The organism is Pannonibacter sp. Q-1 (genome assembly GCF_054073275.1).
In genome coordinates, this window is sequence record NZ_JBSXNB010000003.1 from 551,192 (window position 1) to 576,863 (window position 25,672).

General features: G+C 65.0%; 24 protein-coding genes. 14 read left to right on the forward strand and 10 right to left on the reverse strand.

All coding sequences use genetic code 11. The annotated features are described in order from the left end of the window. Positions 1 to 160 precede the first annotated feature (160 nt). Entirely contained in the window at positions 161 to 1,051 is an 891-nt protein-coding gene (locus tag ACVNHC_RS10410) for an SMP-30/gluconolactonase/LRE family protein (RefSeq protein ID WP_457167200.1), read from the forward strand. Further along, positions 1,042 to 2,454 (forward strand): NADP-dependent phosphogluconate dehydrogenase, encoded by a 1,413-nt coding sequence (gndA, locus tag ACVNHC_RS10415; RefSeq protein ID WP_457167201.1) that lies wholly within the window; start codon positions 1,042 to 1,044, stop codon positions 2,452 to 2,454. The genes ACVNHC_RS10410 and gndA overlap by 10 nt, the downstream gene beginning before the upstream one ends. Positions 2,455 to 2,791: 337 nt before the next feature. On the opposite strand, the gene ACVNHC_RS10420 is transcribed toward gndA, so the two are convergent. After that, positions 2,792 to 3,802: a LacI family DNA-binding transcriptional regulator gene (locus ACVNHC_RS10420; RefSeq protein ID WP_208982798.1), complete on the reverse strand. Its 1,011-nt coding sequence runs from the start codon at positions 3,800 to 3,802 to the stop codon at positions 2,792 to 2,794. A 140-nt stretch (positions 3,803 to 3,942) separates the two neighbouring features. On the opposite strand from ACVNHC_RS10420, the gene ACVNHC_RS10425 reads away from it, so the two are divergent. From ACVNHC_RS10425 to ACVNHC_RS10475, 11 genes are all read left to right on the forward strand, one after another. Beyond that, entirely contained in the window at positions 3,943 to 5,436 is a 1,494-nt protein-coding gene (locus ACVNHC_RS10425) for a sugar ABC transporter ATP-binding protein (RefSeq protein ID WP_457167202.1), read from the forward strand. Between the two features lie 8 nt (positions 5,437 to 5,444). Then, positions 5,445 to 6,467: an ABC transporter permease gene (locus ACVNHC_RS10430; RefSeq protein WP_430511377.1), complete on the forward strand. Its 1,023-nt coding sequence runs from the start codon at positions 5,445 to 5,447 to the stop codon at positions 6,465 to 6,467. 36 nt (positions 6,468 to 6,503) lie between these two features. After that, positions 6,504 to 7,595 (forward strand): substrate-binding domain-containing protein, encoded by a 1,092-nt coding sequence (locus tag ACVNHC_RS10435; protein WP_058900689.1) that lies wholly within the window; start codon positions 6,504 to 6,506, stop codon positions 7,593 to 7,595. A gap of 160 nt (positions 7,596 to 7,755) precedes the next feature. Continuing rightward, positions 7,756 to 9,276 carry an ABC transporter substrate-binding protein gene (locus ACVNHC_RS10440; RefSeq protein ID WP_457167203.1) on the forward strand — a complete coding sequence of 507 codons (1,521 nt, stop codon included), beginning with the start codon at positions 7,756 to 7,758 and terminating at the stop codon, positions 9,274 to 9,276. Next, positions 9,276 to 10,244, forward strand: coding sequence for an ABC transporter permease (locus ACVNHC_RS10445; RefSeq protein ID WP_457167204.1), 969 nt, complete (start codon positions 9,276 to 9,278; stop codon positions 10,242 to 10,244). Before ACVNHC_RS10440 ends, ACVNHC_RS10445 begins: the two co-directional genes overlap by 1 nt. Beyond that, positions 10,244 to 11,059, forward strand: coding sequence for an ABC transporter permease (locus ACVNHC_RS10450; RefSeq protein WP_457167205.1), 816 nt, complete (start codon positions 10,244 to 10,246; stop codon positions 11,057 to 11,059). The genes ACVNHC_RS10445 and ACVNHC_RS10450 overlap by 1 nt, the downstream gene beginning before the upstream one ends. After that, a complete protein-coding gene (locus tag ACVNHC_RS10455; RefSeq protein ID WP_457167206.1) occupies positions 11,056 to 12,453 on the forward strand; it encodes an ABC transporter ATP-binding protein in 1,398 nt (465 codons plus the stop codon). Before ACVNHC_RS10450 ends, ACVNHC_RS10455 begins: the two co-directional genes overlap by 4 nt. 219 nt (positions 12,454 to 12,672) lie before the next feature. Further along, positions 12,673 to 14,103, forward strand: coding sequence for an alanine/glycine:cation symporter family protein (locus ACVNHC_RS10460; RefSeq protein WP_050474773.1), 1,431 nt, complete (start codon positions 12,673 to 12,675; stop codon positions 14,101 to 14,103). Positions 14,104 to 14,176: 73 nt separating this feature from the next. Beyond that, on the forward strand, positions 14,177 to 15,550 hold the full coding sequence (locus tag ACVNHC_RS10465; RefSeq protein WP_186391320.1) for an aspartate ammonia-lyase: 1,374 nt from the start codon (positions 14,177 to 14,179) through the stop codon (positions 15,548 to 15,550). A gap of 121 nt (positions 15,551 to 15,671) precedes the next feature. Then, positions 15,672 to 16,043 (forward strand): nucleotidyltransferase domain-containing protein, encoded by a 372-nt coding sequence (locus ACVNHC_RS10470; protein WP_197717522.1) that lies wholly within the window; start codon positions 15,672 to 15,674, stop codon positions 16,041 to 16,043. 29 nt (positions 16,044 to 16,072) lie between these two features. Continuing rightward, the gene (locus ACVNHC_RS10475; RefSeq protein WP_457167207.1) at positions 16,073 to 16,456 is read left to right on the forward strand and encodes a HEPN domain-containing protein; all 384 of its coding nucleotides are present in this window, start codon (positions 16,073 to 16,075) and stop codon (positions 16,454 to 16,456) included. Between the two features lie 53 nt (positions 16,457 to 16,509). On the opposite strand, the gene ACVNHC_RS10480 is transcribed toward ACVNHC_RS10475, so the two are convergent. Next, positions 16,510 to 17,355: an asparaginase domain-containing protein gene (locus ACVNHC_RS10480; RefSeq protein ID WP_050474770.1), complete on the reverse strand. Its 846-nt coding sequence runs from the start codon at positions 17,353 to 17,355 to the stop codon at positions 16,510 to 16,512. Beyond that, on the reverse strand, positions 17,355 to 18,083 hold the full coding sequence (locus tag ACVNHC_RS10485; protein ID WP_050474769.1) for an aspartate/glutamate racemase family protein: 729 nt from the start codon (positions 18,081 to 18,083) through the stop codon (positions 17,355 to 17,357). Before ACVNHC_RS10485 ends, ACVNHC_RS10480 begins: the two co-directional genes overlap by 1 nt. A gap of 108 nt (positions 18,084 to 18,191) precedes the next feature. Here ACVNHC_RS10485 and ACVNHC_RS10490 point away from each other — a divergent pair, with 108 nt between their 5' ends. Continuing rightward, positions 18,192 to 18,998 (forward strand): helix-turn-helix domain-containing protein, encoded by an 807-nt coding sequence (locus tag ACVNHC_RS10490; RefSeq protein WP_050474768.1) that lies wholly within the window; start codon positions 18,192 to 18,194, stop codon positions 18,996 to 18,998. Between the two features lie 23 nt (positions 18,999 to 19,021). Here ACVNHC_RS10490 and ACVNHC_RS10495 read toward each other — a convergent pair whose 3' ends face one another. From ACVNHC_RS10495 to ACVNHC_RS10525, 7 genes are all read right to left on the reverse strand, one after another. Continuing rightward, the gene (locus tag ACVNHC_RS10495; protein WP_457167208.1) at positions 19,022 to 19,786 is read right to left on the reverse strand and encodes a hydroxypyruvate isomerase family protein; all 765 of its coding nucleotides are present in this window, start codon (positions 19,784 to 19,786) and stop codon (positions 19,022 to 19,024) included. Continuing rightward, positions 19,786 to 20,433, reverse strand: coding sequence for a 3-oxo-tetronate 4-phosphate decarboxylase (otnC, locus tag ACVNHC_RS10500; protein WP_457167209.1), 648 nt, complete (start codon positions 20,431 to 20,433; stop codon positions 19,786 to 19,788). The genes ACVNHC_RS10495 and otnC overlap by 1 nt, the downstream gene beginning before the upstream one ends. Next, the gene (otnK, locus tag ACVNHC_RS10505; protein ID WP_457167210.1) at positions 20,430 to 21,683 is read right to left on the reverse strand and encodes a 3-oxo-tetronate kinase; all 1,254 of its coding nucleotides are present in this window, start codon (positions 21,681 to 21,683) and stop codon (positions 20,430 to 20,432) included. The genes otnC and otnK overlap by 4 nt, the downstream gene beginning before the upstream one ends. Continuing rightward, a complete protein-coding gene (gene ltnD, locus ACVNHC_RS10510; RefSeq protein WP_457167211.1) occupies positions 21,683 to 22,579 on the reverse strand; it encodes an L-threonate dehydrogenase in 897 nt (298 codons plus the stop codon). The genes otnK and ltnD overlap by 1 nt, the downstream gene beginning before the upstream one ends. Before the next feature lie 2 nt (positions 22,580 to 22,581). Further along, on the reverse strand, positions 22,582 to 23,862 hold the full coding sequence (locus tag ACVNHC_RS10515; protein WP_122520747.1) for a TRAP transporter large permease: 1,281 nt from the start codon (positions 23,860 to 23,862) through the stop codon (positions 22,582 to 22,584). Then, a complete protein-coding gene (locus tag ACVNHC_RS10520) occupies positions 23,859 to 24,368 on the reverse strand; it encodes a TRAP transporter small permease (RefSeq protein ID WP_457167212.1) in 510 nt (169 codons plus the stop codon). Before ACVNHC_RS10520 ends, ACVNHC_RS10515 begins: the two co-directional genes overlap by 4 nt. A 110-nt stretch (positions 24,369 to 24,478) precedes the next feature. After that, a complete protein-coding gene (locus ACVNHC_RS10525; protein WP_457167213.1) occupies positions 24,479 to 25,453 on the reverse strand; it encodes a TRAP transporter substrate-binding protein in 975 nt (324 codons plus the stop codon). Between the last annotated feature and the right edge of the window lie 219 nt (positions 25,454 to 25,672).

The window sequence follows — 25,672 nt, forward strand, 5'->3', positions numbered from 1 at the left end:
CCGCGCCCGGCACCCCACTGGCCCGCAAGGGCCGCCGGGCGCGGTCTCATCTCAACTCAGAACCGCCTCGTCGCGCAAACGCCTTTCTCGCCCACGCCTCAGGTGGTAACGCTACCTGCAATCAGGCCGGACCAACGGCCCGCAGGGACAGGGAGGTTTCATGTCGTTCTTCGAGGTCATTGACCCGGTTTTCCAGACCTACGTCCTCGGCAATGCGCCGGTGAAGCGGATCGCCACCGGCTTTGACTGGGCGGAAGGCCCGGTCTGGTTCGGCGATGCCGGGCATCTGCTTTTCTCCGACATCCCCAACAACCGCATCATGCGCTGGACGCCGGACGGGGTGACCACCTACCGCGCTCCCTCCAACTATGCCAATGGCCACACCCGCGACAGGCAGGGCCGGCTGATCTCCTGCGAACACGGCACGCGCCGCGTCACCCGCACCGAATGGGACGGCTCAATCACCGTGATCGCCGGCCAGTTCGAGGGCAAGCGCCTGAATTCTCCCAATGATGTCATCGTCTCGCGCGATGGCGCCATCTGGTTCTCCGATCCCCATTACGGGATCATGACCGATTACGAGGGCTTCAAGTCCGAACAGGAACTGCCCTGCGCGGTCTACCGGGTGGACCCCGACGGCACCATTGACAAAGTGATCGATGATATGGCCTGTCCCAACGGACTGGCATTCAGCCCGGATGAGAGCCTGCTCTATGTTGCCGATACCGGCCGCATGTTCGGCAGCGATCCCCAGCACATCCGGGCCTATGTCATGAAAAACGGCAGACCCAGCGAGGGGCGTGTGTTCCACACGATCCAGCCAGGCTGTGCCGATGGATTCCGGGTGGACGAGGACGGCAATCTGTGGTCCTCGGCTGCCGATGGCGTCCACTGCATCGCCCCGGAGGGCCACCTCATGGGCAAGATCCTTGTGCCGGAACTGGTGTCCAACCTCTGTTTCGGCGGCAGGGCGAAACATCAGCTCTTCATCACGGCGACGACCAGCGTCTACTCCGTGATCCTGAACCGGAAAGGACTACAATGGCCATGACTTCGGCAGAGATCGGGCTCATCGGACTTGGCACGATGGGTGCCGCACTGGCGCTGAACATCGCCGAAAAAGGCTTTCGCATTGCCGTGTGGAACCGCACCACGGATGTGACCCGCCGCTTCCACGCGGAAGCCGGCGATCTGGCCGCAAACGTGGTTCCCACCGAAAGCCTGAAGGATCTGGTGGCGGCCATCAAGCCGCCGCGCGCCATCATCCTCATGGTGCCGGCCGGCAAGGCCGTGGATGACCAGATCGAGGCTCTGGCTCCGCTGCTCGGCAAGGACGACCTGATCATCGACGCGGGCAACGCCAACTTCCACGACACCAACCGCCGCGCTGCCGCAGACCTTGGCGTCCGCTTCATGGGCATCGGCGTGTCCGGCGGCGAGGAAGGGGCGCGTCACGGCCCCTCGATCATGGCTGGCGGCAACCCGGCCGATTTCGAGCGGGTGAAGCCGGTTCTCACCGCCATTGCCGCCCGCCACGGCGACACGCCCTGCGCCACCTGGATGGGCGAAGCAGGCGCGGGCCACTTCGTCAAGGCCGTGCACAACGGCATCGAATATGCCGACATGCAGATGATCGCCGAAGTCTACGGCATCATGCGCGACGGCATGGGACTTGGCGCCGCCGATGCAGCCGCAATCTTCCAGAAGTGGAACGAGGGCACCCTGCGCTCCTATCTGGTGGAAATCTCCGGCGCTGTCGCCGCCGCCACCGATCCGCTGACCGGCCAGCCGATGCTGGACGTCATTCTGGATGCTGCCGGGCAGAAGGGCACGGGCCGCTGGACCGTCATCGAAGCCCAGCATCTGGGCGCTCCGGTGCCGGTGATCGAGGCCGCCGTGATGGCGCGCAACGTCTCGTCCCGCGTGGACGAGCGCAAGGCCGGTGAAGCGCTTTATGGCGCGGCCCCGCAGAAGCTCGCCGACGCGCCTTCCGCTGACGAGCTGGAGCAGGCGCTCATCGCAGGCAAGATCCTGTGCTATGCGCAGGGCTTCACCATGATGACCGCAGCCTCGGCCACCTTCGGCTGGAACCTGCCGCTGCCGGACATCGCCCGCGTGTGGCGAGCCGGCTGCATCATCCGCTCGGACATGCTGAACGACATGGCCAGCGCCCTGACGGAAGACGCAACGCGCAACCTGATCATGGCGCCGGACTTTGCCCGCCGCATCGAGGCAGCGCTCCCGGCCCTGCGCAAGATCGTCGCCCTCGGCGCGCTCAACGGCCTGCCGGTTCCGGCTCTGGCCTCGGGCCTTGCCTGGTTCGACCTGATGCGCACCGCACGCGGCACCGCCAACATGATCCAGGCCCAGCGCGACTTCTTCGGCGCCCACGGCTTCGACCGCCTCGACGGCAAGGACGCCCACCACGGCCCCTGGGGCCTCTCGGCGTCCTGACAACAAAACTGAACACTGCCCCTTCTTCAGGGGATGGGGCAGTGTTTGACTGAGACTCAAGAAAGGGGCAGACGCACAGCCCCACCACACATTCCGCGTCGTCCCGGACGAAGCGCAGCGGAGATCCGGGAACCACTCGCTTGCAGAGCGGCGAGACTGGAACGCGGCAAAGAGGCGTGCGCAGGGCCGGTGACTGCCACCCCGAATGAGACAACAGCACCCCTCTGCAAACGAGTAGCCCCCGGCTCGCGCTGCGCTTGGCCGGGGTGACTCAGTGCCTGTTCGCAACGCAGTGCCCAGCGGCTGAGGCACTCACAAAGCTGAAGCAGAAGCCCCCCTACGCCGTCTCCCCCGGCACCAGCCGCGTCGGGACAACGGTGATGTCCTGCCCCGGTTCGCCGCGCAGGCGGGCGACGAGGGCTTCGGCGGCGGATTTGCCGATGGCGGTGGCGGGAACAACCGTGGTCGTCAGGCGGCGCGGCAGGACGGAAGCCGCTTCCATGCCGCCCCAGCCGGCGATACCCAGATCCTCCGGCACGCGGATGCCCCGCGCCTCGCAATAGGCAAGGCCGCCGATGGCCATTTCGTCATTGTGAAAATAGACCGCATCAAGGTCCGGTTCACGCGCGAGCAGGGTTTCGAGCCCGTAGAAGCCCCGGTAGAAGCCGGGGTTGTCGATGAGGATTTCCTTCGCCGCCAGCGGATGGCCGCCAGCCGACAGTGCCGCCTCGAAGCCATCGAGCCGGGCTGAACTGATCACATCCGACAGGCCCAAGGCCCCGACATAGCCAACCTTGCGCCGCCCGCGCCGCAGCAGAAACTGGCCCATTTCCATGCCGCAATCGAAGTGGGAAAAGCCGACCGCCATGTCGACGGGGCTTGTCGTCAGCTCCCACACCTCCACCACCGGCATGGCCGACTGGCGCAGCATCTCGACGGTGCCAGGTGTGTGCAGGCTGCCGGAGAGGATGACGCCGGCCGGGCGCCAGCTCACCACCTGCCGCACCCAGTCCTCTTCCTGCTCCACCGCGTGATTGCTGGCCCCGATCATCAGCTGATAGCCGAGCCGCGACAGGGCGCGGTCCACCCCGTCGAGCACCTGACCAAAGAGGCTTGAACTCAGGCGCGGCACGCACATACCGACCAGTGTCGACGCCTGATCCGAGCCGAAAGCAGCCGCCAGACGGTTGGGCACATAGCCAAGCGTCTCCGCCGCTGCGAGCACCTTCCCGCGCGTTTCCTCGGAAAATCCGCTGCCGCCGCGCAGGACGCGGCTTACCGTCATTTTCGACACCCCCGCCACGCGGGCGATGTCATCCATATTGGCCTTGTTCCGCCGGTCCATCATGCTTCCAGACTGCCGCATATGCAGAATATGTTATCGATAACTTTGCGCTTGACAACCCATCTGAGCCGATACACGCTACATAACGTTACCGGTAACTCAGCCGCAAGAGCCGAGACGGAGACATGGGAGGAGACACCGGTATGCAACCGGCTAATGATGGTCTGTTTTTTGACCGTATCGTCAAGTCATTTGGCGGCACGCAGGCCCTGCGCGGGGTTTCGCTGAAAGTCGAGCGGGGAGAAATCCTTGCACTTCTGGGCGAAAACGGCGCGGGCAAGTCAACCCTGATCAAGGTTCTGTCCGGCACCCACAAGGCCGACACCGGGACGGTGTCGATCGATGGCGTGCCCTATCATCACGAGGCGGGCAAGGGCGGCCATCAGAAGGTCGCCTTCATCCACCAGGATCTCGGCCTCATCGAATGGATGAGCGTGGCCGAAAACATCGCCCTGGCGCTCGGCTATGTGCGCAAGCGCGGCCGGATCGACTGGAGCGCCACGGAGGCCATGGCCACCGAAGCGCTGAAGCTGGTGGATGCGGATTTTCCCGCCACCGCCCGCGTTGCCAATCTGACGCGCACGCAGAAATCCCTCGTCGCCATCGCCCGCGCGCTGGCCGCCGATTGCGACTTCCTCGTGCTGGACGAGCCCACCGCCAGCCTTCCGGCTGACGAGGTGGAGCGCCTGTTCAACGCGCTGCGCCCGCTGAAATCCCGTGGCGTCGGGATGATCTATGTCAGCCACCGGCTGGACGAGATCTTCCGCATTGCCGACCGTGTGGCCGTGCTGCGCGACGGACAGATGGCAGGCCTGCGCGCCATCGGCCACACCACGCCGGAAGAGCTGGTGAGCCTGATCGTAGGCCGCAAGACCCGCGAGATCAGCCGTCCGGATGTGCAGGAAGGCACGGCCATTCTCTCCGTCCGCTCCCTGCTCACCCGGCAGGTCGGGCCTGTCGATTTCGAACTCAGGCGCGGCGAGCTGCTGGGCCTTGCGGGCCTGCGCGGTGCCGGTCATGAGGATATCGGCCGTGCGCTCTTCGGCGTCATGCCGCATTCCGGCACCGTGGTGCTGGACGGGCGCACGCCGGATCTGGCCTCACCGATCACCGCCATGGCTTCGGGCATCGGCCTTGTCGCCCGCGATCGGGTGGCGGAAAGCGTCGCCACGGGCCTGACCATCCGCGAGAACGCCTATGTCAATCCGGCGGCGACCGGACGGGGCATGCTGTCGCTGATGAGCCCGCGCAAGGAAGAGGACATGGCGGCGGAAATCGGCCGCCGGGTCGGTCTTTCGCCCAATGACCCGGCGCTGCCCATCGAGGCGCTGTCGGGCGGCAACCAGCAGAAGGTCGTCGTCGGCCGGTGGCTGGACAGCGGCCGGCGGCTGCTGATCACCGAAGACCCGACCGCCGGCGTCGATGTCGGCGCCAAGGCCGAGATCTATCACCTGCTTTACGAAGCTCTCGCCAGCGGCATGGGCGTGCTCGTGGTCTCCACCGACTTCGAGGAAATCGCCAACATCTGCCACCGCGCCATCGTCTTCTCCCGCGGCCAGGCGGTCGCGGAGCTGAGCGGTGTCGAACTGTCCACCGAATCCCTGATCCAGGCCGCATCGGCCGGTGAAGCTGCCTGAGGCCCCTCATGCCCTCCATCGAATCCAACGCCATCGAACCGACCAAGGATGAACTGCAGGGGCTTTCCCTGATGGGCCGGGCCCTGCGCCTTGCGCCCACCTATGGCCTCGTCATCCTCATGTTCGGCCTCATCATCCTGTTCTCGATCCTCTTGCCGAACACTTTCCCGACCATGCTGAACCTGCGGGCGATCCTGTCGGACAAGGCGATCATCGCGCTCCTCTCCCTTGCGGCCATGATTCCCATGGTGGCGGGACGCATCGACCTGACGGTCGGCTACGGCATCGTGCTGTGGCATATCCTCGCCATCTCGCTGCAGACGGTCTACGGCCTGCCCTGGCCGGTGGCCATCGGCATCGTGCTGGTGCTGGGCATTGCCACGGGCATTCTCAACGGCATCCTCGTCGAGGTCGCCCGCATCGACAGCTTCATTGCCACCCTCGGCACGGGCACCATCCTTTATGCGCTGGCCCTGTGGCACACGGGCGGACGGCAGATGGTGGGCCAATTGCCGGATGCCTTCTATGCCATCAACGGCACCTTCATCTTCGGCCTGCCCATCACGGCCTTCTATGTTCTGGCCATCACGCTGGTGATGTGGGTGGTGCTCGAATACACGCCCGTCGGCCGCTACCTCTATGCCATCGGCGCCAATCAGCGCTCGGCCGAACTCAACGGCATTCCGACGCGCAAGTTCGTGATCGGCGCCTTCCTCACCTCCGGTCTGATGACGGCGCTGGCGGGCATTCTGCTCGCCTCCAAGCTGCGCATCGGTCAGGCGTCGGTGGGTCTTGAATTCCTGCTGCCCGCCCTCGTCGGCGCCTTCCTGGGCTCCACGACGATCAAGCCGGGCCGCGTCAATGTCTGGGGCACCATTGTCGGCGTGATGATCCTCGCTGCAGGCATCTCCGGCATCCAGCAGTTTGGCGGAAGCTTCTGGGTCGAGCCGCTGTTCAACGGCACCACCCTGCTCATCGCCATTGGCATCGCGGGCTATGCCCAGCGCAAGAAAGGCGCAAAGTCCCGCTGACCCTTAATGACACTCAGCAACCGGGAGGAAAACGACATGCTGAAACGTCTCTTGACTGTAACCATCCTGCTGGCCGGCACCACGCTGGCAGCCCATGCAGACGCCGTCTCCGACGCCATGGCGGACGTGCAGAAATATGCCGGCCAGAAGACCACCTGGGACGGCCCCACCTCCGGCCCGAAGGCCGCAGAGGGCAAGACCATTGTGGTTCTGGCCGCAGACATGAAGAACGGCGGCGTCCTCGGCGTCACCAAGGGCATCCAGGAAGCCGTGTTCATGATCGGCTGGAACGTGAACGTGCTGGACGGCGCAGGCTCCATCCAGAGCCGCGCCGCCGCCTTCGGCCAGGCCCTTGCCCTCAAGCCGGATGGCATCATCATCAACGGCTTTGATGCGGTGGAACAGCAGGCAGCCCTCGATCAGGCCAAGGCTGCAGGCATTCCGATGGTCAGCTGGCACGCCAGCCCGGTCATCGGCCCGGATCCGGAAAACGGCATCTTCGCCAATGTCTCCACCGACGCCATGGAAGTGTCGGCGGCTGCGGCCAAGTGGGCCTATGCAGATGCCGGCGGCAAGCCGGGTGTGGTGATCTTCACCGACTCCACCTATGCCATCGCCATCGCCAAGGCCGACAAGATCAAGGAAACGATCGAAGAGCTCGGCGGCACCGTGCTGGAATATGTCGACACGCCGATTGCCGACACCTCCAGCCGCATGCCGACGCTGACCACCGCCCTGCTGCAGAAATACGGTGCAAGCTGGACCCACGCACTGGCGATCAACGACATCTACTTCGACTTCATGGGCCCGAGCCTTGCCGCAGCCGGCATCCCCGGCGATGGCGCCCCGAAGGCCGTTGCGGCCGGTGACGGTTCGGAAAGCGCCTACCAGCGCATCCGCTCCAGCCAGTATCAGGCCGTCACCGTGGCCGAGCCGCTGAACCTGCAGGGCTGGCAGCTGGTGGACGAACTGAACCGCGCCATGAACGGCGCCGAATGGTCCGGCTACACCTCGCCGCTGCATGTGGTGACGAAGGACAACATCTCCTTCGACGGCGGCGACCGGAACATTTTTGATCCGGGCAATGGCTACCGCGAGGAATACGGCAAGATCTGGGGCAAGCAGTAAGCCTCTGGAGGCCTTTGGCTTCTGACGTGAAAGGCGCCGGTGGGGTCCGCTCCACCGGCGCCGTTGTTTTTGCTGCGCACAAATTTTCAGGGCTGACGCCTTGCGCCCCAAGATCGTTATGTTATGTCGTAACGCAATTCAAACCCAAGTGAGGTCTGCGATGCGTTACCGTTCCAACCTGAAAACCTTCGCCCTGGCGATGGCTCTTTCCAGCACCCTGCTTTCAGGCACCGCCTTTGCCGCCGATGACAGCATCGACGTGGCAGGCCCCTTCGAGATCAAGGGCGCGGACCCCTCACTTTCCGGCAACATCTTCCTGGCCATGGACGTGGCCGAGACGCTGGTGAACACGGATCAGGACGGCCACCTGACGCCGGGCCTCGCGGCCAGCTGGGCCGTGGAAAGCGATGGCCTCGTCTGGCGTTTCAAGATGCAGGACGGCGCAACGTTCCATGACGGCACCCCGGCGGATGCGGCTGCGGCGGCCAATGCGCTCAACATCGCCCGCGCCAAGCCGGGCCTCTTGCAGCGCGCGCCCATTGACGCCATCGAGGCGGACGGTGCGGACCTCGTGGTGAAGCTGGCAGAGCCCTTCGCCGCCCTGCCCGCTTTCCTCGCCGAATACCGCTCGCAGATCCTTGCCCCGGCCTCCTATGGCGCCGATGGCATGGCCACCTCCGTCATTGGCTCGGGCGCCTACAAGATCACCCTGCTGCAGGCACCGGGCAAGATGGAAGCAGACCGCTTCGATCAGTACTGGGGCGGCCCGGCCAAGATCGGCAAAGCGACCTATAACTCCGTCAGCCGCGCCGAAACCCGCGCACTGATGGCCGAAAGCGGCGATGCCGACTATGTGCTGAACCTTGATCCGGCCTCCGTCGCCCGGCTGAAGGACAAGGACGGGCTGGACGTGCGCTCCGTGCCGATCCCACGCTCGCTGCTGGTCAAGGTCAACGCGGCCAACCCGAAGCTCAACACCGTGGAAGCCCGCAAGGCGCTGAGCCTTGCCATCGACCGGGAAGGCCTCGCCATCGCCGTGCTGCGCTATCAGGCCGGCGCCACCCAGTTGTTCCCGCCGTCCGTGGGCGACTGGCACAATGCGGCCCTTGCCCCGCTCGCCTATGACCCGGAAGCAGCTGCCGCACTGCTGGCTGAGCTGGGCTGGAAGGCCGGCTCCGATGGCATTCTCGAAAAGGACGGCGAACGCTTCACGCTGGAACTGCTGACCTATCCGGACCGGCCGGAGCTGCCGCTGGTGGCTGCCGTGCTGCAGCAGCAGTTGCAGGAAGTGGGCATCGAGCTGACGATCAACTCCACCAACTCCTCGGAAGTCCCGGCCCGTCACAACGACGGCTCGCTGGAGCTGGCGCTGCTGGCCCGCAACTTTGCCCTCGTGCCGAACCCGATCGGCACCCTGTTGCAGGATTATGCCCCCAATGGCGACTGGGGCGCGATGAACTGGCAGAACGCCGAAATCGCGGACCTGCTGAAGTCCATCGGCCGCAACGGCGGCAGCGCAGAGCAGTTCGCCACCGCAACCACCATCCTGCAGGAAGAGCTGCCGGTGCTGCCCATCGCCTGGTACCAGCAGAATGCCGCCATCTCCGGCAAGCTGCAGGGCGTGATGCTTGATCCCTACGAGCGCAAGCTCGGCCTGAAGGATGCGAGCTGGAAGAACTGATGTCCTCTCCTTCCCTTGCAACGCGTGCGGGCCGCCTCTCCGGCGGCCTTGCCATGCGGGCTGCACAGGCGGTGCTGGTGGCACTGCTTGTCGGCATTCTCACCTTCCTGATGATGCAGAGCCTTCCCGGCGACATGGCCTACCGGATTGCCGCCGGACGCTATGGCTATGACATGGTGAGCGCCGCCGCCGCCGATGCCGTGCGTCAGGAGCTGGGGCTGGATCGTGGCCCCGTCACCGCGTTCCTCGTCTGGATGCGGGATCTGGCCACCTTCGACCTCGGCAAGTCGCTCATCTCCGGCGAGCCGGTGTGGCACGAAATCCGCCACCAGCTGGGCGCCAGCGTGCAGCTGGCAGGTGCAGCCATCGTGCTGTCCCTGTTCATGGGCCCGCCGCTTGGCATTCTCGCCGGGCTGAAGCCGGGCGGGATGCTGGACCGGGTGCTGCTGACGGTTTCGGCCGGCATCCGCGCCCTGCCGCAGTTCCTGCTGGCGCTGGTCTTGATCCTGCTCTTTGCCGTGCAGCTCGGCTGGCTGCCCGCCGCCGGGCACGGCAAGCCGGCGCATTTCGTGCTGCCCGCGGTCACCCTCGCCCTCGGCCTTGCCGCCTTTTCCGCCCGCGTGACGCGGGACGTGATGGCAGGCGTTGCCAAGGCCCCCTTCTACCAGTTCGCCAGAACCAAGGGTCTCAGTGATGGCCAGATCCTGTTGCGCCACGGCCTGCGCAACATCGGCGCGCCGGTGCTTGCCTTCCTCGGCATGCAGTTCGTGACGCTGGTGGAAGGTGTCGTCATCGTGGAGAGCATCTTCGGCTGGCCCGGCATCGGCCATGCGCTGGTCCATGCCATCTTCGGCCGCGACATCCCGATGGTGCAGGGCACCGCGCTGGTGCTGGGTCTCGGCTTCGTGCTGCTCAACACGCTGCTGGATCTCGTCATCCAGCGGATCGATCCGCGGAGGGCTGCCTGATGGATATCTCCGCAGTGCCGCAGCAGGGGCGCGGCTTCCGCCCCCTGCCCTTCTGGGCCGGGATCGTGCTCGTGGGCCTGCCCGTGCTTCTGGCCATCATCGCACCGATGATCTCGCCGCTGAGCCCGGTGCGCCAGAGCCTGAGGCTGGCGCTCGCCGCCCCCGACCTGGCCGCCCCCTTCGGCTATGACCATCTGGGCCGCTCGCTGATGGCCCGCCTGGCCGAAGCCCTGCGCCTGTCCCTGACGGTGGCAGCGCTCAGCGCACTCAGCGCCGCAGCCATCGGCCTCGCCCTTGGCGTCACCGCCGGCCGCAAGGGCGGCATGACCGACCGGCTGCTGACGCTGCTGGCCGATTCCGTCATGGCCATTCCCGGCCTGCTGATCGTGCTGATGGTGGGCGTCATCGTGCCGAACAAGCCGCTCGCCTTCTGGCTCGGCCTGACGCTGGTTCTGTGGGTCGAGTTCTTCCGCCTCGCCCGCGCCGCCTCCCGGCCGATCTTTGCCTCTCCTGCCGTTCAGGCCTCCGGCCTCCTCGGCTTCGGCAAGGCCTATGTCTTCCGCCGCCACGTCTGGCCGGAACTGGCGCCGGTGATGCTGACCTCCACCGCCTTCGGCATGGCCACCTGCATCATGACCATTGCTGCACTCGGCTTCGTCAGCGCCGGCGTGCGCCCGCCCACCCCGGAACTCGGCCAGATGATGGTGGAGCTGATGCCCTATTGGCGCGAAGCGCCCTGGGCGCTGCTGCAGCCGGTCGCCGCCATCTTCAGCCTCATCCTTGGCCTCAACCTGATCGCAGGCTCGCGCGCATGACACATTCCGTTTCCATCCGAAATCTGAGGGTCCTGGCGGGCAAGGACGTGCTCGTGCAGCCCGTGTCGCTGGAGCTGCAACCCGGACGGCCGCTGACGATCCTTGGCGAAACCGGCTCGGGCAAGAGCCTGCTGCTACAGGCCGTGCTTGGCACTCTGCCGGAAGGCCTCACCGCCACGGGCGAAGTCGTGTTCGAGGGACAGCGCTTTGCCGCCGGAGATGCGGATGCCATCCGCCCCCTGTGGGGCCGGCTTCTCGCCATCCTGCCGCAGGAGCCCTGGCTTGCGCTCGACCCGCTGATGCGCGGGGCGGAGCAGATCCGCGAGACCCATGCTCTGGTCGGTGGCGCCGCCGATGCGCGCGCCATGACGGCAGAAGACCTCACCAGCCTCGGCCTTGCCGGCTCCGGCGCCAAGCGCCCCTATGAGCTGTCCGGCGGCATGGCACAGCGGCTGGCCTTTGCCGTGGCACGGGCTGGCGGCGGACGGCTGATCTTTGCCGACGAGCCAACCAAAGGGCTGGATGCCGCCCGGCGCGATGACGTCGCCCGCATGCTGCTGCAAGGCCTTGGCACGGATGGCGCGCTGCTGACCATCACCCATGATCTGGAGCTTGCCCGCCAGCTGGGCGGGGACTTCATGATCATGAAGGAGGGGCAGATCACCGATCAGGGCCGGACGGAAGACCTGCTCTCGCCCGAAAGACCGGCCTATACGCGGAAACTGGCGCAGAGCGACCCGCTGCACTGGCCAAAGCGCGCCTCTACCCGCAAGGACGGAATACCTGTGCTGACCGCAGAAGGCGTGGCCGCCTCGCGCGGCGGGCGGCGGCTGTTCTCCGGCGTCAGCCTCACCGTTCACCCGGGCGGGATCACCGGCATCACCGGCCCCTCCGGCTGCGGCAAGTCCACGCTGGGGGATATTCTCATCGGCCTGATGAAGCCGGATGAAGGCCGGATCGAGCGCAAGACAGCATCAGGACGCCCGCTGTTCCAGAAGCTCTATCAGGACCCGCCCGCCAGCTTCCCGCGCCATTCCACCATGCAAGAGCTCGTCACGGACCTCATCCGCCTGCACAAGCTGGACCGCAGCCGCGTTGCTCCCCTCATGAAGCAGCTGGGCCTGGCAGACCGCCTCCTGGCCCGGCGGGCTGACGAGATTTCCGGCGGCGAGCTGCAGCGCTTTTCCATGCTGCGGGCGCTGTTGCTGGACCCTGTCCTGCTCTTTGCCGACGAGCCCACGTCCCGGCTCGACCCGATCACCCAGAAGGACACCATCACCCTGCTGACGGACATCGTGGCCGGACAGGGCCTGGCGCTGATCCTCGTCAGCCATGATGCAAATCTGGTGGGAGCCATCGCGGACAAGACGCTACGGCTGGCGGCAGCAGAGTAAAGGCAGGCCCTGCAAAGAAACGAGAGGGACGCTCATCCGGGCGTCCCTTTTTTACTGTAAGAACTACGGAAGATAGAGGTGTTTGCTCCGCTTTGCGCGCAAATAGCGCAAAATAGCGTCACTCCGCAGCGAAGTGCGGAATCCTTAAGTAGCAACACTCACTTTAAAATAGTGGGGATGAATAACGGCCAATTCAAGGCCGGTGGTCAGGAGGAAACCATGGAGTACATTCAGTCATTCTTCGGCTTGATTGACAATTTGACGTGGGGATGGGCGCTCATTCCGATCCTCGTCGTGTTCGGTGTGTTCATCACCATCATGTCGGGCTTCGTGCAGTTCGAGTTTTTCGGGCGCATGTTCCGTGTGCTCGGTTCCAATGCCAACAACTCCGATCCCAACACCATCTCCGCGCGTGAGGCCCTGCTTGTCTCCGTCGGCGGACGCGTGGGCGGCGGCAACATTGCCGGCGTGGCCGTGGCCATTACCCTCGGCGGACCGGGCGCCGTGTTCTGGATGTGGGCGATTGCCCTTTGCGGCATGGCAACCAGCCTGATCGAGTGCACCCTTGCCCAGCTCTACAAGAACAAGGAAACCGACGGCAGCTTCCGCGGTGGCCCGGCCGACTACATCCGCCGCGGTCTTGGCCAGCGCTACAACTGGCTCGCCATTGTTTATGGCATCTGCCTGCTGGCCTCCTTCGGTTTCGGCTTCAATGCCTTCCAGGGCAACACCATGGCCGGTGCCGTGCAGGACTCCCTCGGCATCGACCGCATGTATTCCGCCTTTGCCATCGCAGCCGTCACCGGCCTCGTGATCTTCGGCGGCATCAAGCGCATTGCCAAGGCGGCCGATGTTGTCGTGCCGGTCATGGCAGTCGGCTACATCACGCTGGCTCTGGTCATCATCCTGCTGAACATCACCGAAGTGCCCTCGATGCTGCTGCACATCGTCCGCTCCGCCTTCGGCTTTGAAGAAGCGGTGGCTGGCGGCATGGGTGCGGCCATTGCCCAGGGCCTGCGCCGCGGCCTGTTCTCCAACGAAGCCGGCCTCGGCTCGGCTCCGAACGTTGCGGCCACAGCGCTTGTCCGCCATCCGGTCAGCCAGGGCATCACCCAGTCGCTGTCGGTTTTCATCGACACCATCCTGATCTGCACCTGCACGGCGCTGATCATCCTGCTGGGTGACGTCTACGTGCCGGGCGCGCAGGGCATCGACGGCGTGGTTCTGACGCAGCAGTCGCTGGTCAGCCATGTGGGGGAATGGTCCAAGTATGCGCTGACGCTGGCGATCCTGCTCTTCGCCTTCTCATCGATCATCTACAACTACTACCTTGGCGAAAACGCACTGGCCGTCGTCACCCGCTCCAAGCCGGCCGTCTTCGTGCTGCGCCTGCTGATCCTCGGCGTGGTGTTCCTCGGCGCCGTCGCTCCGAAGGCAACCTCGGTGTTCTTCTTCTCCGATCCGATGATGGGCCTGCTGGCGCTGGTCAACCTGATCGCCATCATCATGCTGTTCCCGATCGCCATGCGCGTTGTCGATGACTACCGGGCACAGCTGAAGGCAGGCGTTGCCCGCCCGATCCTCGATCCGGCCAAGTTCAACGACCTCGACCTCGACCGCAAGGCCTGGGACCCGAGCATCTGGAAGTAATCCGGATAGAAGCCTCATGGGCCGCCAACTGGCGGCCCATTTCACATCCCCTCCATTGCTGTGAGAAAGACCGATGCAACAGCAGATGCGCATCGAAGAGGACAGTCTTGGCCGCATATCCCTGCCGGCAGACTGTGTGTGGGGCATTCACACCGCCCGCGCCATCGAGAACTTCCCGATTTCCGGCATTCCGCTCAGCGCCTTCCCGGAGTTCGTCCGGGCGCTGGCCTGGGTGAAGAAGGCGGCCGCTGCCGCCAACCTTGCCCTCGGCGTGCTGCCGCAGGCAAAGCATGACGTGATTGCCTCCGTCTGCGACGAGATCATCGCAGGCCACCATCACGAGCATTTCCGGGTGGACATGATCCAGGGCGGGGCCGGCACCTCGACCAACATGAACACCAACGAGGTGATCGCCAACCTTGGCCTCATCCGCATGGGCTACCGGCCGGGCGACTATGCCCAGCTGCACCCCAATGACGACGTGAACAGGTCGCAGTCCACCAACGACGTCTACCCGACGGCCCTGCGCCTTGCCATCGTCAGCCAGTGCGAGGCCTTCCGTCAGGCGCAGACGCGCCTTGCCGGCGCCTTTGCCGGGCGCGCCGAAGCCTTTGCCAATGTGCGCAAGATCGGCCGTACCCAGCTGCAGGATGCGGTGCCAATGACCCTCGGCATGGAGTTCGCCGGTTTTGCCGCGACCATCCGCGAGGACATCGACATCATCGGCCGCCTGTCGGAGCTGCTGCTGGAGGTGAACCTTGGCGGCACCGCCATCGGCACCCGCGTCAACACGCCGGACGGCTATGCCGAACGGGCGGTGGAGGAACTGTCAGCCGTATGCGGCATGAAGGTGAAGCTTGCAACCGACCTTGTGGAAGCCTCATCCGATGCCGGTGCCTATGTCACTTTCTCCGGCGTGCTGAAGCGCATTGCAGTGAAGCTGTCGAAGATCTGCAACGACCTGCGGCTTCTGTCTTCCGGCCCGCGCTCGGGCTTCAACGAGATCCGCCTGCCGCCGATGCAGGCCGGCAGTTCGATCATGCCGGGCAAGATCAATCCGGTGATCCCGGAAGTGGTCAATCAGGTGGCCTTCCAGGTGATCGGCAACGACCTCACCGTCACCATGGCCGCCGAGGCCGGGCAGCTGCAGCTCAACGCCTTCGAGCCGGTGATCATCCTCAACGTGCTGCAGTCCATGCGCATCCTCATGCGCGCCATGGACACGCTGAACGAGCGCTGCGTCAGCGGCATCGAGGCCAATGTGGCCCAGTGCGAAGGCATGCTGGAGAACTCGCTGGTGCTGGCCACCATGCTGGTGCCGCATATCGGCTACGCCAAGGCCGCCAAGGTGGCCAAAACCGCGCTCTCCGAAAACGCCAGCGTCACCGAAACCGCTGTCAAGCTTGGCTTTGGCACGGCGGAGGAAATCACTGCCATGCTGCAGTGATACGGCAAGGGGCGGTCCAAGCCCACCCAGCGCCGCCCCTTGCCACCTTCGGGAGACACACAAAACCCGCCGCCCCCTATGGAGCGGCGGGTGTTTTGTGTTTCCCCGCTTTGGCGCTAAGATGGAGAAAGGCAGTTCTCAGGACGAGGATCGCATGGCGAGCATAGACCGGGACACCCAAAAGGCAGTCCGCAGCTTTCTGGCGCGGATTTCCGGCCATTATGATCTGGCTGGCGCCATCATTTACGGCAGCCGGGCAAGAAGCACGCACCGTCCGGACAGTGATGCTGACGTTGCAGTCCTTCTACGGGGCAGCCAAGGGCGCTTTCTGCCAGTCAAGCTGGACATGGCCGACGCCGCCTTTGATGTGATGCTCGAAACAGGGATACTCATCTCCCCTCTGCCAATTGCACTGGAAGAATGGGAGCATCCGGAGACACATTCTAATCCTGCCCTGCTGCGCAACATCGGCCGGGAAGGTGTCCGCCTGTGAAAAGCAAACGGTTGACGCCTGAGATACTGATGGCGAAAGCGCAAACAGCATGTACCTCCGCACAAGCGTTGCTGGCGCTTGGCGACACCGACGGCGCAGCCAATCGCGCCTATTACGCGATGTTTGACGCAGCTCGGGCCGCACTTCTGTCCTCAGGCGCACAAGTGGACCCGGAAATCGGGCGCACCCACAGCGGCTTGATCGGCGCTTTTGGCTCTCACCTCGTCAAAACAGGCCTTGTCTCCAGAGATCTTGGGCGGCAATTAAACCGTGCACACGAGATACGGCTGGTCGCCGACTATACAGATGGCTCAGTTGAGCTTTCAGATGTTCGTGAACTGGTCCGTCAGGCCGCTCAATTTGTTGCAGCAATGCAGATTGCGTTCCTGCCGGGCGCGACCCCAACTGACTGACCGAAACCGGCCCGGCTTTTAACCAGACAGATTTCAGTCCCGGATCACTCCCCTCAATTCAGCCACAGCCGCACCAGCGCGGCTTCCGGCGTTTCGAGGCCGCCGTTTTCGACACCGCAGGACCACAGGCCGGCTCCCGCGGCATAGCCGCCGGGGATGAGGCCGCCCTGCTCACACTGGCTGACGGCGCGGATGCGCTTGCCGGAGGCCACGGCATCGCGCAGGGTTCCAAGAACCTCCTCGCAGGACATGGCCGTACCCGAGCCGAAGACGCGCAGCACCGCCCCGTCCAGTTCGGCAAGCGCCGCCCGCAGCATCGCGGCGGGCATGCCCGGTGACAGGGAGAGGACAGCGATGCGCCGGTCCTCGAAGCGGCGGCGGGCGGGCAGGCCCGGCTTCAGCTGCGGCGTGGCGCGGAAGGCGTCCGCATCCTGGCTCTCGTGTTTCACCAGCCCTTCGGCGGGCATCAGCTTGCCGTTGAAAGCCAGCCACACGCCTTCACCCGGCTGAAAGGCTGCGCCGATGGCAAGATCGAGATTGCCTTCCGCGTCACCGCCGTGATGCAGCGGCACCATGGAGCCGCACAGCACCACATGCCGGCCAAGACCCGCCAGCGCCTGCGACAAGGCCGCGCCCGTGAAGGCCATGGTATCGGTACCGTGGGTGATGATCACCGGCGCTCCGGGATGGGCCTCGATGGCATCCAGCATTTCGTTCCAGTGAGACGGGCCGACGTTTGAACTGTCCAGCAGCGGGGTAAAGACGTGGGTGGCCAGCACCGCGCCTTCCGGCAGGCGGGCTTCCAGCGCCTCTTCCACGATCCCTGCCATGGGCGCAAGACCGTGCTCGGTGTCACCCATGCCGATGGTGCCACCCGTATGTATCAGCAGAAGTTCCATCACGCTGCTGCCCGGTGATGCTCAAGCGCAAGGCCGGCCAGCGCGGCAGCCACCGCATCCGTCACGTCGATCAGCGTCTTGCCCTGAACGGGACGGGCGATCAGCGGCAGTTCGGTACAGGCCAGCAGCACCGTCTGCGCCTCCATGGAAAGAACGATTTCCTCCAGCCGGGGGGCAAGCGAGGCATCCGTGCTGCCAAGGCGCTTCACGTCGTGAATAAGGCTCTGCAGTGCCTGCGGCTCGGCCGGAGTCTCCAGATCAAAGACGGGCGTCAGCGTCGCATAGGCGGAATACTCGTCCAGCGCGACAACGGGCGCTGCGCCCAGAAGGCCGACACGGCCGGAGCCGGAGCGCCGGATTTCGGAAGCCACCACGGACTGGAACGACACCAGCCGCGCACTCACACCCATCTTGGCCAGCAGCACCTCGATCTTGGGCGCAAACCAGTTCAGCGTGTTGCAGGCAATGGCGAAGGCATCCACCTGCGGCGCGATCTGCCGCACGGCGCGCTCCATCGCGGCCCAGACGGCATCCTCGTTTTCGCGCAGGTCCATCGACAGGCCGAGTTCCGGCTCGGACACGGCGACAAGACGCGGCGCATCAAGGTCGCCGCGGAAACTGCAGCCCATCATGTCCTGGGTGTGGCGCAGGATCTTGGCCCACATGTCGAGACCGGCCTCAGGGCCTGATCCGGTGATGATGCCAAGGGTGTAAGCTCTCTGGTTCATGGTGTTCCCCCTTTTCCCAGATGGTGCAACCCCGCAGTTTCCTTGACAATTCGGCACTCATCCACTAAGTGATGCACTCTTGTGCATTTTTAGCATCAAAGAGCGCAAATGGACGAAATCGCCGAGAACCTTCGCCTGCTCTGCTCCTACCGCCCTTCCATTTCCCATGTCGGGCGGGACCTCGGCATCAACCGCAGCCAGTTGAACCGCTATCTGGCGGGCACGTCCACCCCGCGCACGGCCTTGATGCGCAAGATCTGCGATTACTTCGGCGTCGAACCCTACGAGATGATGCTGCCGCACAAGGAATTTGCAGAGATCGTCCGTATTCGCGGCCTCGGCAATGACACGGTGACACGGCGCCTGCGCCAGCATTTCGACCAGGTGATGACGCTGAGCGATGCCCGCGTGCAGAACCTGACCGGCATGTTCTATGAGTATTACTACTCCATGTCGCAGAAGGGCAAGATCATCCGGGGGCTCATCGTTTTCACAATGGAAGACGGGCACATGTTCTACCGGCGGCTGGAGCGCATGGGCCAGCATGACCGCCCCTGCCTGCGCCACTACCGCTATCAGGGTGCTGCACTTCTGACCGGCGACCGGGTGTTCATGTCCGACTATGAATACAGCGCCGGCATCGAGCTGACCCAGACCATCCTCTACCCGGATTACTCCCTGCGCTGGACGCGCCTGCACGGGGTGAAGCTCGGCGTCTCCGCCGACCAGATCCACATGCCCTGCTGCGTCCGCGTTTATCTGGAGCGCACGCCCGCACGGCTCAATGTCACCGGCGCCCTGCGCAACTGCGGCCTGTTCCAGCCCGAGGACCCTGAGATCCCCCGCCATGTGCTGGAGATGGTCGACAACACCCAGTCCGGCCCCTTCACCTTCGACGCCTACAGCAGGCGGTGAGCCTTGCCAGACCTCGGTTTGCCTCACAGTTCCCGCCAGCCAAGCCCCTCTTCCACGGAACGACCGCGCGGGCGGTATTCGGCGCCGATGGGGGTGGACCAGCCGAGGGCATCGATGCGCGGAAGGAGCCAGCGGTAGTCGAGTTCGCCCCGGTCGGGCTCGCCCCGGTCGGGCACGGCGGCAATCTGGATGTGGCCGACGTGAGGCAGCACTGCCTCAAGCCGGCGCAGCACATCGCCCTGCTGGATCTGGATGTGGTAGCAGTCGAACATCAACTTGAGGTTCGGCGCGCCCACGGCAGCGATGATGACCAGAGCCTGATCGGCATTGCTGAGGAAGTAGCCCGGCGCATCGTGACGGTTCAGCGGCTCGATCAGGATGGTGATACCATGCGGGGCGGCCAGTTCTGCGGCATAGGCGAGATTGGCGCGAAAGGTGGCTTCGGCGGCATCCCTCACCGGGGCCTTGCCCGCCATCACATGCACGGCGCCGCAGCCGATCGCGGCGGCATAGGTGATGGCCTCACTGATGGCGGCGCGGGCCTCCGCCTCACGGTCCGGAAGGGCAGCAAGGCCGTTGTCACCGGCGGCAACATCGCCCCGGCGGGTGTTGAGGCCCAGCATCTTCAGGCCGGTCTCGTGCAGCGCCGCCTTCACCTCGTCAGCGGGCGTATCATAGGGCCAGTGGCACTCCACCGCATCAAAACCGGCGGCCTTTGCGGCCCGGATCGCCTGCGGCAGCGGCAGGGCGGACCATAGAAAGCCGAGATTGGCGGAATAACGCGGCATCAGTCCCACTCCACATTGAATCTCGTCACCAGACCGCGGATCTGCGCGTCCGTGAGCAGCTTCGGATTGAGCCCGCGCGTCAGCAGCGCAAGCTTTGCCGTCTCTTCCAGCTCCTCGATGGCATAGACGGCGGATTCCAGATCCTTGCCCGCGACCACGGGGCCGTGATGGGCCAGCATGACGGCGGAGCGCTTGCCTGCAAGGCCACGGATGGCATCGCCCATGGCCGGGTCACCGGGCATGAAATACGGCAGCATCACCACCTTGCCCAGCTTCATCACGCCATAGGCCGTCAGCGGCGGCAGCATGTTGTCCGGGTCCGTGTCCGGCAGCAGCGAAAGGGCCACCGAATGGCAGGAGTGGAGATGAACCACCGCCCCAGCCGTGCTGCGGGTTTCATAAAAGGCGGCATGCAGCGGCATTTCCTTGGTGGGCTCATCCCCGCCAATGAGGCGCCCGGTTGCGTCAAACCGGCTGAGGCGGGCGGGATCAAGACTGCCCATGGAGCTGCCGGTAGGTGTCACCAGCAAGCCGCCATCTTCCGTGCGCACCGATATGTTGCCCGAGGACCCGCCGGTGAGGCCGCGCTCAAAGATGGAGCGGGCCATGGCGCAGATCTGTTCCCTCAGGCGCGCCTCACTGCTCATGCCTGCCCCTCCAGCCGGCTTGCGGCCTTGGCGAAAAAGTCTTCCGCACCGAAGTTGCCGGATTTGAGCGCAATGACAAGCCCGGGGCCCGCCCGCATGGCCGGAACACCCGGATCAATTTCCGGCCCGATCTCCAGCGTGCCGAGCTTCAGCCCCTCCACCACGGCGCCGGAGGTTTCTCCGCCTGCGCTGATCAGCCGGGTCACGCCGCCTGCCACGAGGCACCGCGCCAGCTCTGCGAAGAAGCCTTCGAGCGCGGCGGCGGCCTTGTCCTTGCCGTGCCGCTCCTGCACGGCGCCCACACGGGCGGGATCTGCAGAGGAATAGGCAAGCGGCAGCCCCTCCTGCGCAAGGCACCAGTCCGCCACCGCCTGCGCGGTCAGCGCCCCGGCGATCACCTTGTCCGCATCAATCTCGAAGGCCGGGCTCGTCTGCCTGTGGGCAGCAACCTGCTTCTGCGTCATCACCGAGCAGGAGCCACAGACGGCTGCCGTCCGGCCCTCACCCTGCCCCTGCCAGCCGGAAGAAGCCCCGCTGATGAGGCCCGCCTTGCGGAAGTTGGCCGGAAGCCCCATGGCGATGCCGGAGCCGCCGGTCACCAGCTTGCGGCTGGCTGCGGCCTCGCCGATGGTCATCAGATCTCCATCGGACAGCGCATCCACCACGATCAGCCCCCGCCCTGCTCCGCTCTCGCGCTGGAGTGCAGCCGCGACAGCAGCCGCACCTTTGGCCACCTCCGCGTAGGACACGTGACCGACATTGCCTTTCACCTGACGGGCGAGCACGCGGCGGATGTCCGGATCGGTCATGGGGGTGAGCGGATGGTGCTGCATGCCGCTTTCGCTGAGCAGCCGGTCACCGACGAAGAGATGACCATGCACCAGCGTGCGGCCCGTGGCCGGGAACACCGGGCAGAAGATCACCGCATCCTCCCCCAGCGCCGCAGCCAGCGCCTCGGCCACCGGGCCGATGTTGCCCTCATCCGTGCTGTCGAAGGTGGAGCAATATTTGAACAGGAACTGGCGGCAGCCCTGCGCCTTCAGCCAGTCCAACGCCTTCAGTGACAGAGCCACAGCCTCGGCGGCAGGGATGGAGCGGGACTTGAGTGCCACAACACCGGCTTCCACATCCAGCGCGGCAGGGGCATCCGGCACGCCGGTATACTGCACTGTGCGCATGCCTTGCTTCGCCAGCGTGTTGGCCAGATCGCTGGAGCCGGTAAAATCGTCGCCAATACAGCCCAGCAGCATCATGCGCCTCCCGGCAGGGTGAGCCCGGCGTTACGGGCATAGACCTTGGCCACCGCCGCATCATCCTCGCCGCCAAGGCCGGAACCTGCGGCGGCCATGAACTGTTGCAGGGCAGCAGCCGTCAGCGGCGCGCCAAACCGCGCTTCCGCTGCAATGCCCAGCACGATGCCCAGATCCTTCGGCCAGATATTGATGGCCGAGCGGGGCGTATAGTCGCCATCAACCACATGCGGCGCGCGGTTCTCGAACATCCAGGAGGTGCCTGCGCATCTGGAGATGACCTCGACGATCCGGCCCGGTTCCAGCCCCTGCGTCATGCCGAAGGTCAGCGCCTCGCCCATGGCAGCGATATGCACCCCGGCGAGAAGCTGGTTCACCGCCTTCATGGCCGAGCCTGCCCCCGGCTCGCTGCCGAGCTCAAAGACGGTTTCGGCCATGGCATCGAGCGCAGGCCTTGCGCCTTCGAAAGCTGCAGGCGAGCCCGAGGCCATGATCGACAGCTTGCCCGCCGCCGCCTTGGCCGCACCGCCGGAAATCGGCGCATCGAGATAATGCAGCCCGAAGCCTGCGCAACGCGCTGCCATGTCCCTGGCAAAGGACGGGGCCACGGTGGCGCAGGAGATGATGGTGGCGCCCTGGCGCATGCGGGGCGCCCAGCCCTCGGCACCGAAGAGCACCGTCTCCGTCTGCGCGGCATTCAGCACCACGACGACCAGCACATCGGCCAGCGGAGCCGTGTCAGCGGCGCTGGCCGCCTGCCCGCCTTCTGCCACCAGACGGGAGACGGCGGCGGCATTCACATCCGCCCCGTGCACCTTGTGCCCGGCCCGCAGCAGCGACTGCGCCATGCCATAGCCCATCGAGCCAAGCCCCACGACCGCAACATTCAGAACCATGATCAGGACCCCATGAAGATTTCGACCGGCCACAGCGTGATCGCCGGAATGTAGGTGATCAGCATCAGGCAGCAGAACACCACCAGCACGAACCAGATGAGCTGCGGAATGATCTTTTCCAGCGGGATCTTCGCCACGGCACAGGCCGCGAAGAGATTGACCCCGAGTGGCGGCGTGATCATGCCGAGCGCCAGATTGACGACGACAACCAGGCCGAAATGCACCGGATTGATGCCGAAGCTGACCGCCACCGGCGTCAGGATCGGCGCCAGCACCAGAATGGCGGCGGACGTCTCGATAAACATGCCGACAATCAGCAGCAGCACATTGACCGCCAGCAGGAAGGACCAGGGCTCGGAGAACACGGTCTTGATCCAGTTCGCCACCTCGCCCGGCAGGCCGGAGCGGGCGATGAGGAAGGAGAACAGCGCCGCCGCCGAGATGATCAGCATGATGGTGGTGGTGGAGATCACTGTCTGGCGCAGGATGCCCGGCAGCGCCTTCAGCGGCAGTTCCCGGTAACAGATCATGCCGACAACAACAGCACAGGCCACGGCGGCAACGGAGGCTTCCGTCGGCGTGAACACGCCCGCATAGATACCGCCGATGATGACGAAGGGCACCAGCAGCGCCGGCACCGCATTGACAAAGGCGGGCCACAGCGCCTGCCGGTCATCGCCATCATGGGTGCCGATGCCGCGCAGGCGGCAGATCACCAGCACCGTCACCATCAGCGCGCTGGCCACCAGCAGGCCGGGGCCGAAACCGGCGATGAAGAGCTGGCCCACCGAGGTTTCCGTGGACACGCCATAGAGGATGAGAGGGATCGACGGCGGGATCAGAACGCCGAGTTCGGCAGAGCTGGCCTGAATGGAAGCGGCCAGCGGCTTGCCATAGCCGTGCTTCACCATCGCCGGGATGAGGATGGAGCCGATGGCAAAGGTGGTGGCGACGGAAGAGCCGGAGACGGAGGCGAACATCATGCAGGTGAGCACGCAGGAGCAGGCCAGCCCGCCCTGAATGCCGCCGACCAGCGCCTTGGCCAGTTCCACCAGCCGCCGCGAAATGCCGCCCGCGGACATGAGATTGCCCGCGAGGATGAAGAGCGGGATGGCCATCAGCGGGAAACTGTCCAGCCCGACAAACATGCGCTGCGCCACCAGCAGCAGCGGCAGATTGCTGCCAAACTGAATGCCGGCAATGGAGGCAAGGCCGATGGCAATGGCGATCGGCACGCCCATGAAGAAGAAGATCAGCAGCGAGACGGCAATGACGGCGTTCATCCCTGCGCTCCTTCCACCGGCGCTTCACCCGGCAAACCATCGCGTGCGGCGCGCAACATGGCGCCCAGGATGGCAATGCAGGCAAACACGGCCCCCACCGGCAGCGCCGCATAAACCCAGGCGATGGAAATCTCGAGGGCCGCAAGCGTCTGGCGCATCACGCGCCCGGTCATGTTCCAGCCCTGCCAGAACAGGATGACGAAGAAGACGAAGGAGAGCAGCATCGCCAGTTGATAGAGCGCAAAGCCAAGGCGGCGCGGCAGCGACCGCTGGACAATCTCCATCGAGATCATCGAGCCGCTGCGGATGGCCCCGGCGGCGCCCAGGAAGACGCACCAGATGATCGCGGAACGGGCGGCAACTTCCGACCAGGTTGAGGGCGTGCCGAAGACGAAGCGGGTCGTCACCTGATACAGCGCCATGACCGTGGCGATGACCAAAAACGCCATCGCCAGCCGCAAGGCCGTTTCCGACAGGATTTCATCGATTTTGAGAAGGAAGGACATGATGACGCCTCACCCGGACGGAAGGGAACGGGCTGCCGGCGCATAACGGCCGGCAGCCCGCCGGGGTGTCTTGAGAGCGGCCCGGGCACACCCGGACCGCTGGGAAAGCCTTACTGCACGGCGCGGATGCGCTCGATCATCTCCGGGCCATACTGGCTGGTGTAGATCTCGTAGGAGGGCTCGGCGATCTTGGCGAAGGCTTCCTTGTCGACGGTCATGGTCACTTCCATGCCGTTGTCCTTCATCAGCTGCACGCCCTCCCGCTCCTGCTTGTCCACTTCGGCGCGGGTGGCCGCGACGGAGGCCTTCGCCGCTTCCATGAACCAGCCGCGCTCTTCCTCGCTCAGGCCATCCATGCGGATGGGCGAAGCCAGCACGATGGCCGGGGAGTAGACGTGGCCGGTGAGCGAGATGTGTTTCTGCACTTCCCAGAACTTGGAGGCGGTGATCACCGGGATCGGGTTTTCCTGCCCGTCCACCACGCCCTGCTGCAGGGCGGCGAAGACTTCCGGGAAGGCCATCGGCGTCGGCGCGGCACCCATGTCGGTGAAGGCCTTCATGTGCACCTTGTTTTCCATGGTGCGCACCTTCAGGCCCTTCAGGTCATCGGGACCGGCGATGGCGTTCTTGGAATTGGTGATGTGGCGGAAGCCGTTTTCCGACCAGGCGAGGCCAACGAGATTGTTCTCGCCGATCTTGGCCAGCAGCTCCTGCCCGACTTCGCCGTCCAGCGTCTTGCGGGCATGATCATAGTCGCGGAAGAGGAACGGCAGGTCGAGGGCATAGACCTGCGGCACGAAGTTGCCGAGCGGGCCGCTGGAGGTGATCACCACGTCGATGGAGCCGATCTGCAGGCCCTCAATCATGTCACGCTCGCCGCCGAGCGTGCCGGCCGGCGCTTCCTTGCCGGTGTATTTGCCGCCGGACAGCTCTTCGAGCTTCGCGATGAAGGCGCGCGCGCCCGCGCCGTAATGCGACTGGGCGGAAATGGCATGGGCGACGGTGATGACTTCCTGAGCCTGGGCAGCACCTGCGGTGAGCGCCAGCGCGCTGGCAGCGATCATCAGATTTCTGAAATGAAACACGGCGGTTTTCCTCCCTGATTGCCTGCCCGGACCACCGGACAGACGCGCCCCGCCTTTCCGGCCGGGCAGACCTGATCTGGCAAGCCCGGATGACATCACGGGCCTGCGCGCCGGACCTCCCAGACCGGCATGAATAAAACGGTAGTTCAGGACTGACAGCGCTGTCAATCCATCAAAGCCGATCAAATGCACACTATGCTTTCAGCGGATAACCGCCAG

Bases quoted from the DNA above. Each gene is read 5' to 3' on its own strand.
- ACVNHC_RS10515 (WP_122520747.1), bottom strand. From the start codon at position 23,862: ATGAACGCCGTCATTGCCGTCTCGCTGCTGATCTTCTTCTTCATGGGC.
- otnC (WP_457167209.1), bottom strand. From the start codon at position 20,433: ATGAGCAGTGAGGCGCGCCTGAGGGAACAGATCTGCGCCATGGCCCGC.
- otnK (WP_457167210.1), bottom strand. From the start codon at position 21,683: ATGCTGCTGGGCTGTATTGGCGACGATTTTACCGGCTCCAGCGATCTG.
- ACVNHC_RS10490 (WP_050474768.1), top strand. From the start codon at position 18,192: ATGGACGAAATCGCCGAGAACCTTCGCCTGCTCTGCTCCTACCGCCCT.
- ACVNHC_RS10520 (WP_457167212.1), bottom strand. From the start codon at position 24,368: ATGTCCTTCCTTCTCAAAATCGATGAAATCCTGTCGGAAACGGCCTTG.
- ACVNHC_RS10495 (WP_457167208.1), bottom strand. From the start codon at position 19,786: ATGCCGCGTTATTCCGCCAATCTCGGCTTTCTATGGTCCGCCCTGCCG.
- ACVNHC_RS10480 (WP_050474770.1), bottom strand. From the start codon at position 17,355: ATGGAACTTCTGCTGATACATACGGGTGGCACCATCGGCATGGGTGAC.
- ACVNHC_RS10435 (WP_058900689.1), top strand. From the start codon at position 6,504: ATGCTGAAACGTCTCTTGACTGTAACCATCCTGCTGGCCGGCACCACG.
- ACVNHC_RS10420 (WP_208982798.1), bottom strand. From the start codon at position 3,802: ATGATGGACCGGCGGAACAAGGCCAATATGGATGACATCGCCCGCGTG.
- ACVNHC_RS10455 (WP_457167206.1), top strand. From the start codon at position 11,056: ATGACACATTCCGTTTCCATCCGAAATCTGAGGGTCCTGGCGGGCAAG.
- ACVNHC_RS10430 (WP_430511377.1), top strand. From the start codon at position 5,445: ATGCCCTCCATCGAATCCAACGCCATCGAACCGACCAAGGATGAACTG.
- ACVNHC_RS10410 (WP_457167200.1), top strand. From the start codon at position 161: ATGTCGTTCTTCGAGGTCATTGACCCGGTTTTCCAGACCTACGTCCTC.
- ACVNHC_RS10485 (WP_050474769.1), bottom strand. From the start codon at position 18,083: ATGAACCAGAGAGCTTACACCCTTGGCATCATCACCGGATCAGGCCCT.
- ACVNHC_RS10425 (WP_457167202.1), top strand. From the start codon at position 3,943: ATGCAACCGGCTAATGATGGTCTGTTTTTTGACCGTATCGTCAAGTCA.
- ACVNHC_RS10470 (WP_197717522.1), top strand. From the start codon at position 15,672: ATGGAGAAAGGCAGTTCTCAGGACGAGGATCGCATGGCGAGCATAGAC.
- ACVNHC_RS10440 (WP_457167203.1), top strand. From the start codon at position 7,756: ATGCGTTACCGTTCCAACCTGAAAACCTTCGCCCTGGCGATGGCTCTT.
- ACVNHC_RS10450 (WP_457167205.1), top strand. From the start codon at position 10,244: ATGGATATCTCCGCAGTGCCGCAGCAGGGGCGCGGCTTCCGCCCCCTG.
- ltnD (WP_457167211.1), bottom strand. From the start codon at position 22,579: ATGGTTCTGAATGTTGCGGTCGTGGGGCTTGGCTCGATGGGCTATGGC.
- ACVNHC_RS10445 (WP_457167204.1), top strand. From the start codon at position 9,276: ATGTCCTCTCCTTCCCTTGCAACGCGTGCGGGCCGCCTCTCCGGCGGC.
- ACVNHC_RS10460 (WP_050474773.1), top strand. From the start codon at position 12,673: ATGGAGTACATTCAGTCATTCTTCGGCTTGATTGACAATTTGACGTGG.
- gndA (WP_457167201.1), top strand. From the start codon at position 1,042: ATGGCCATGACTTCGGCAGAGATCGGGCTCATCGGACTTGGCACGATG.
- ACVNHC_RS10465 (WP_186391320.1), top strand. From the start codon at position 14,177: ATGCAACAGCAGATGCGCATCGAAGAGGACAGTCTTGGCCGCATATCC.
- ACVNHC_RS10475 (WP_457167207.1), top strand. From the start codon at position 16,073: ATGGCGAAAGCGCAAACAGCATGTACCTCCGCACAAGCGTTGCTGGCG.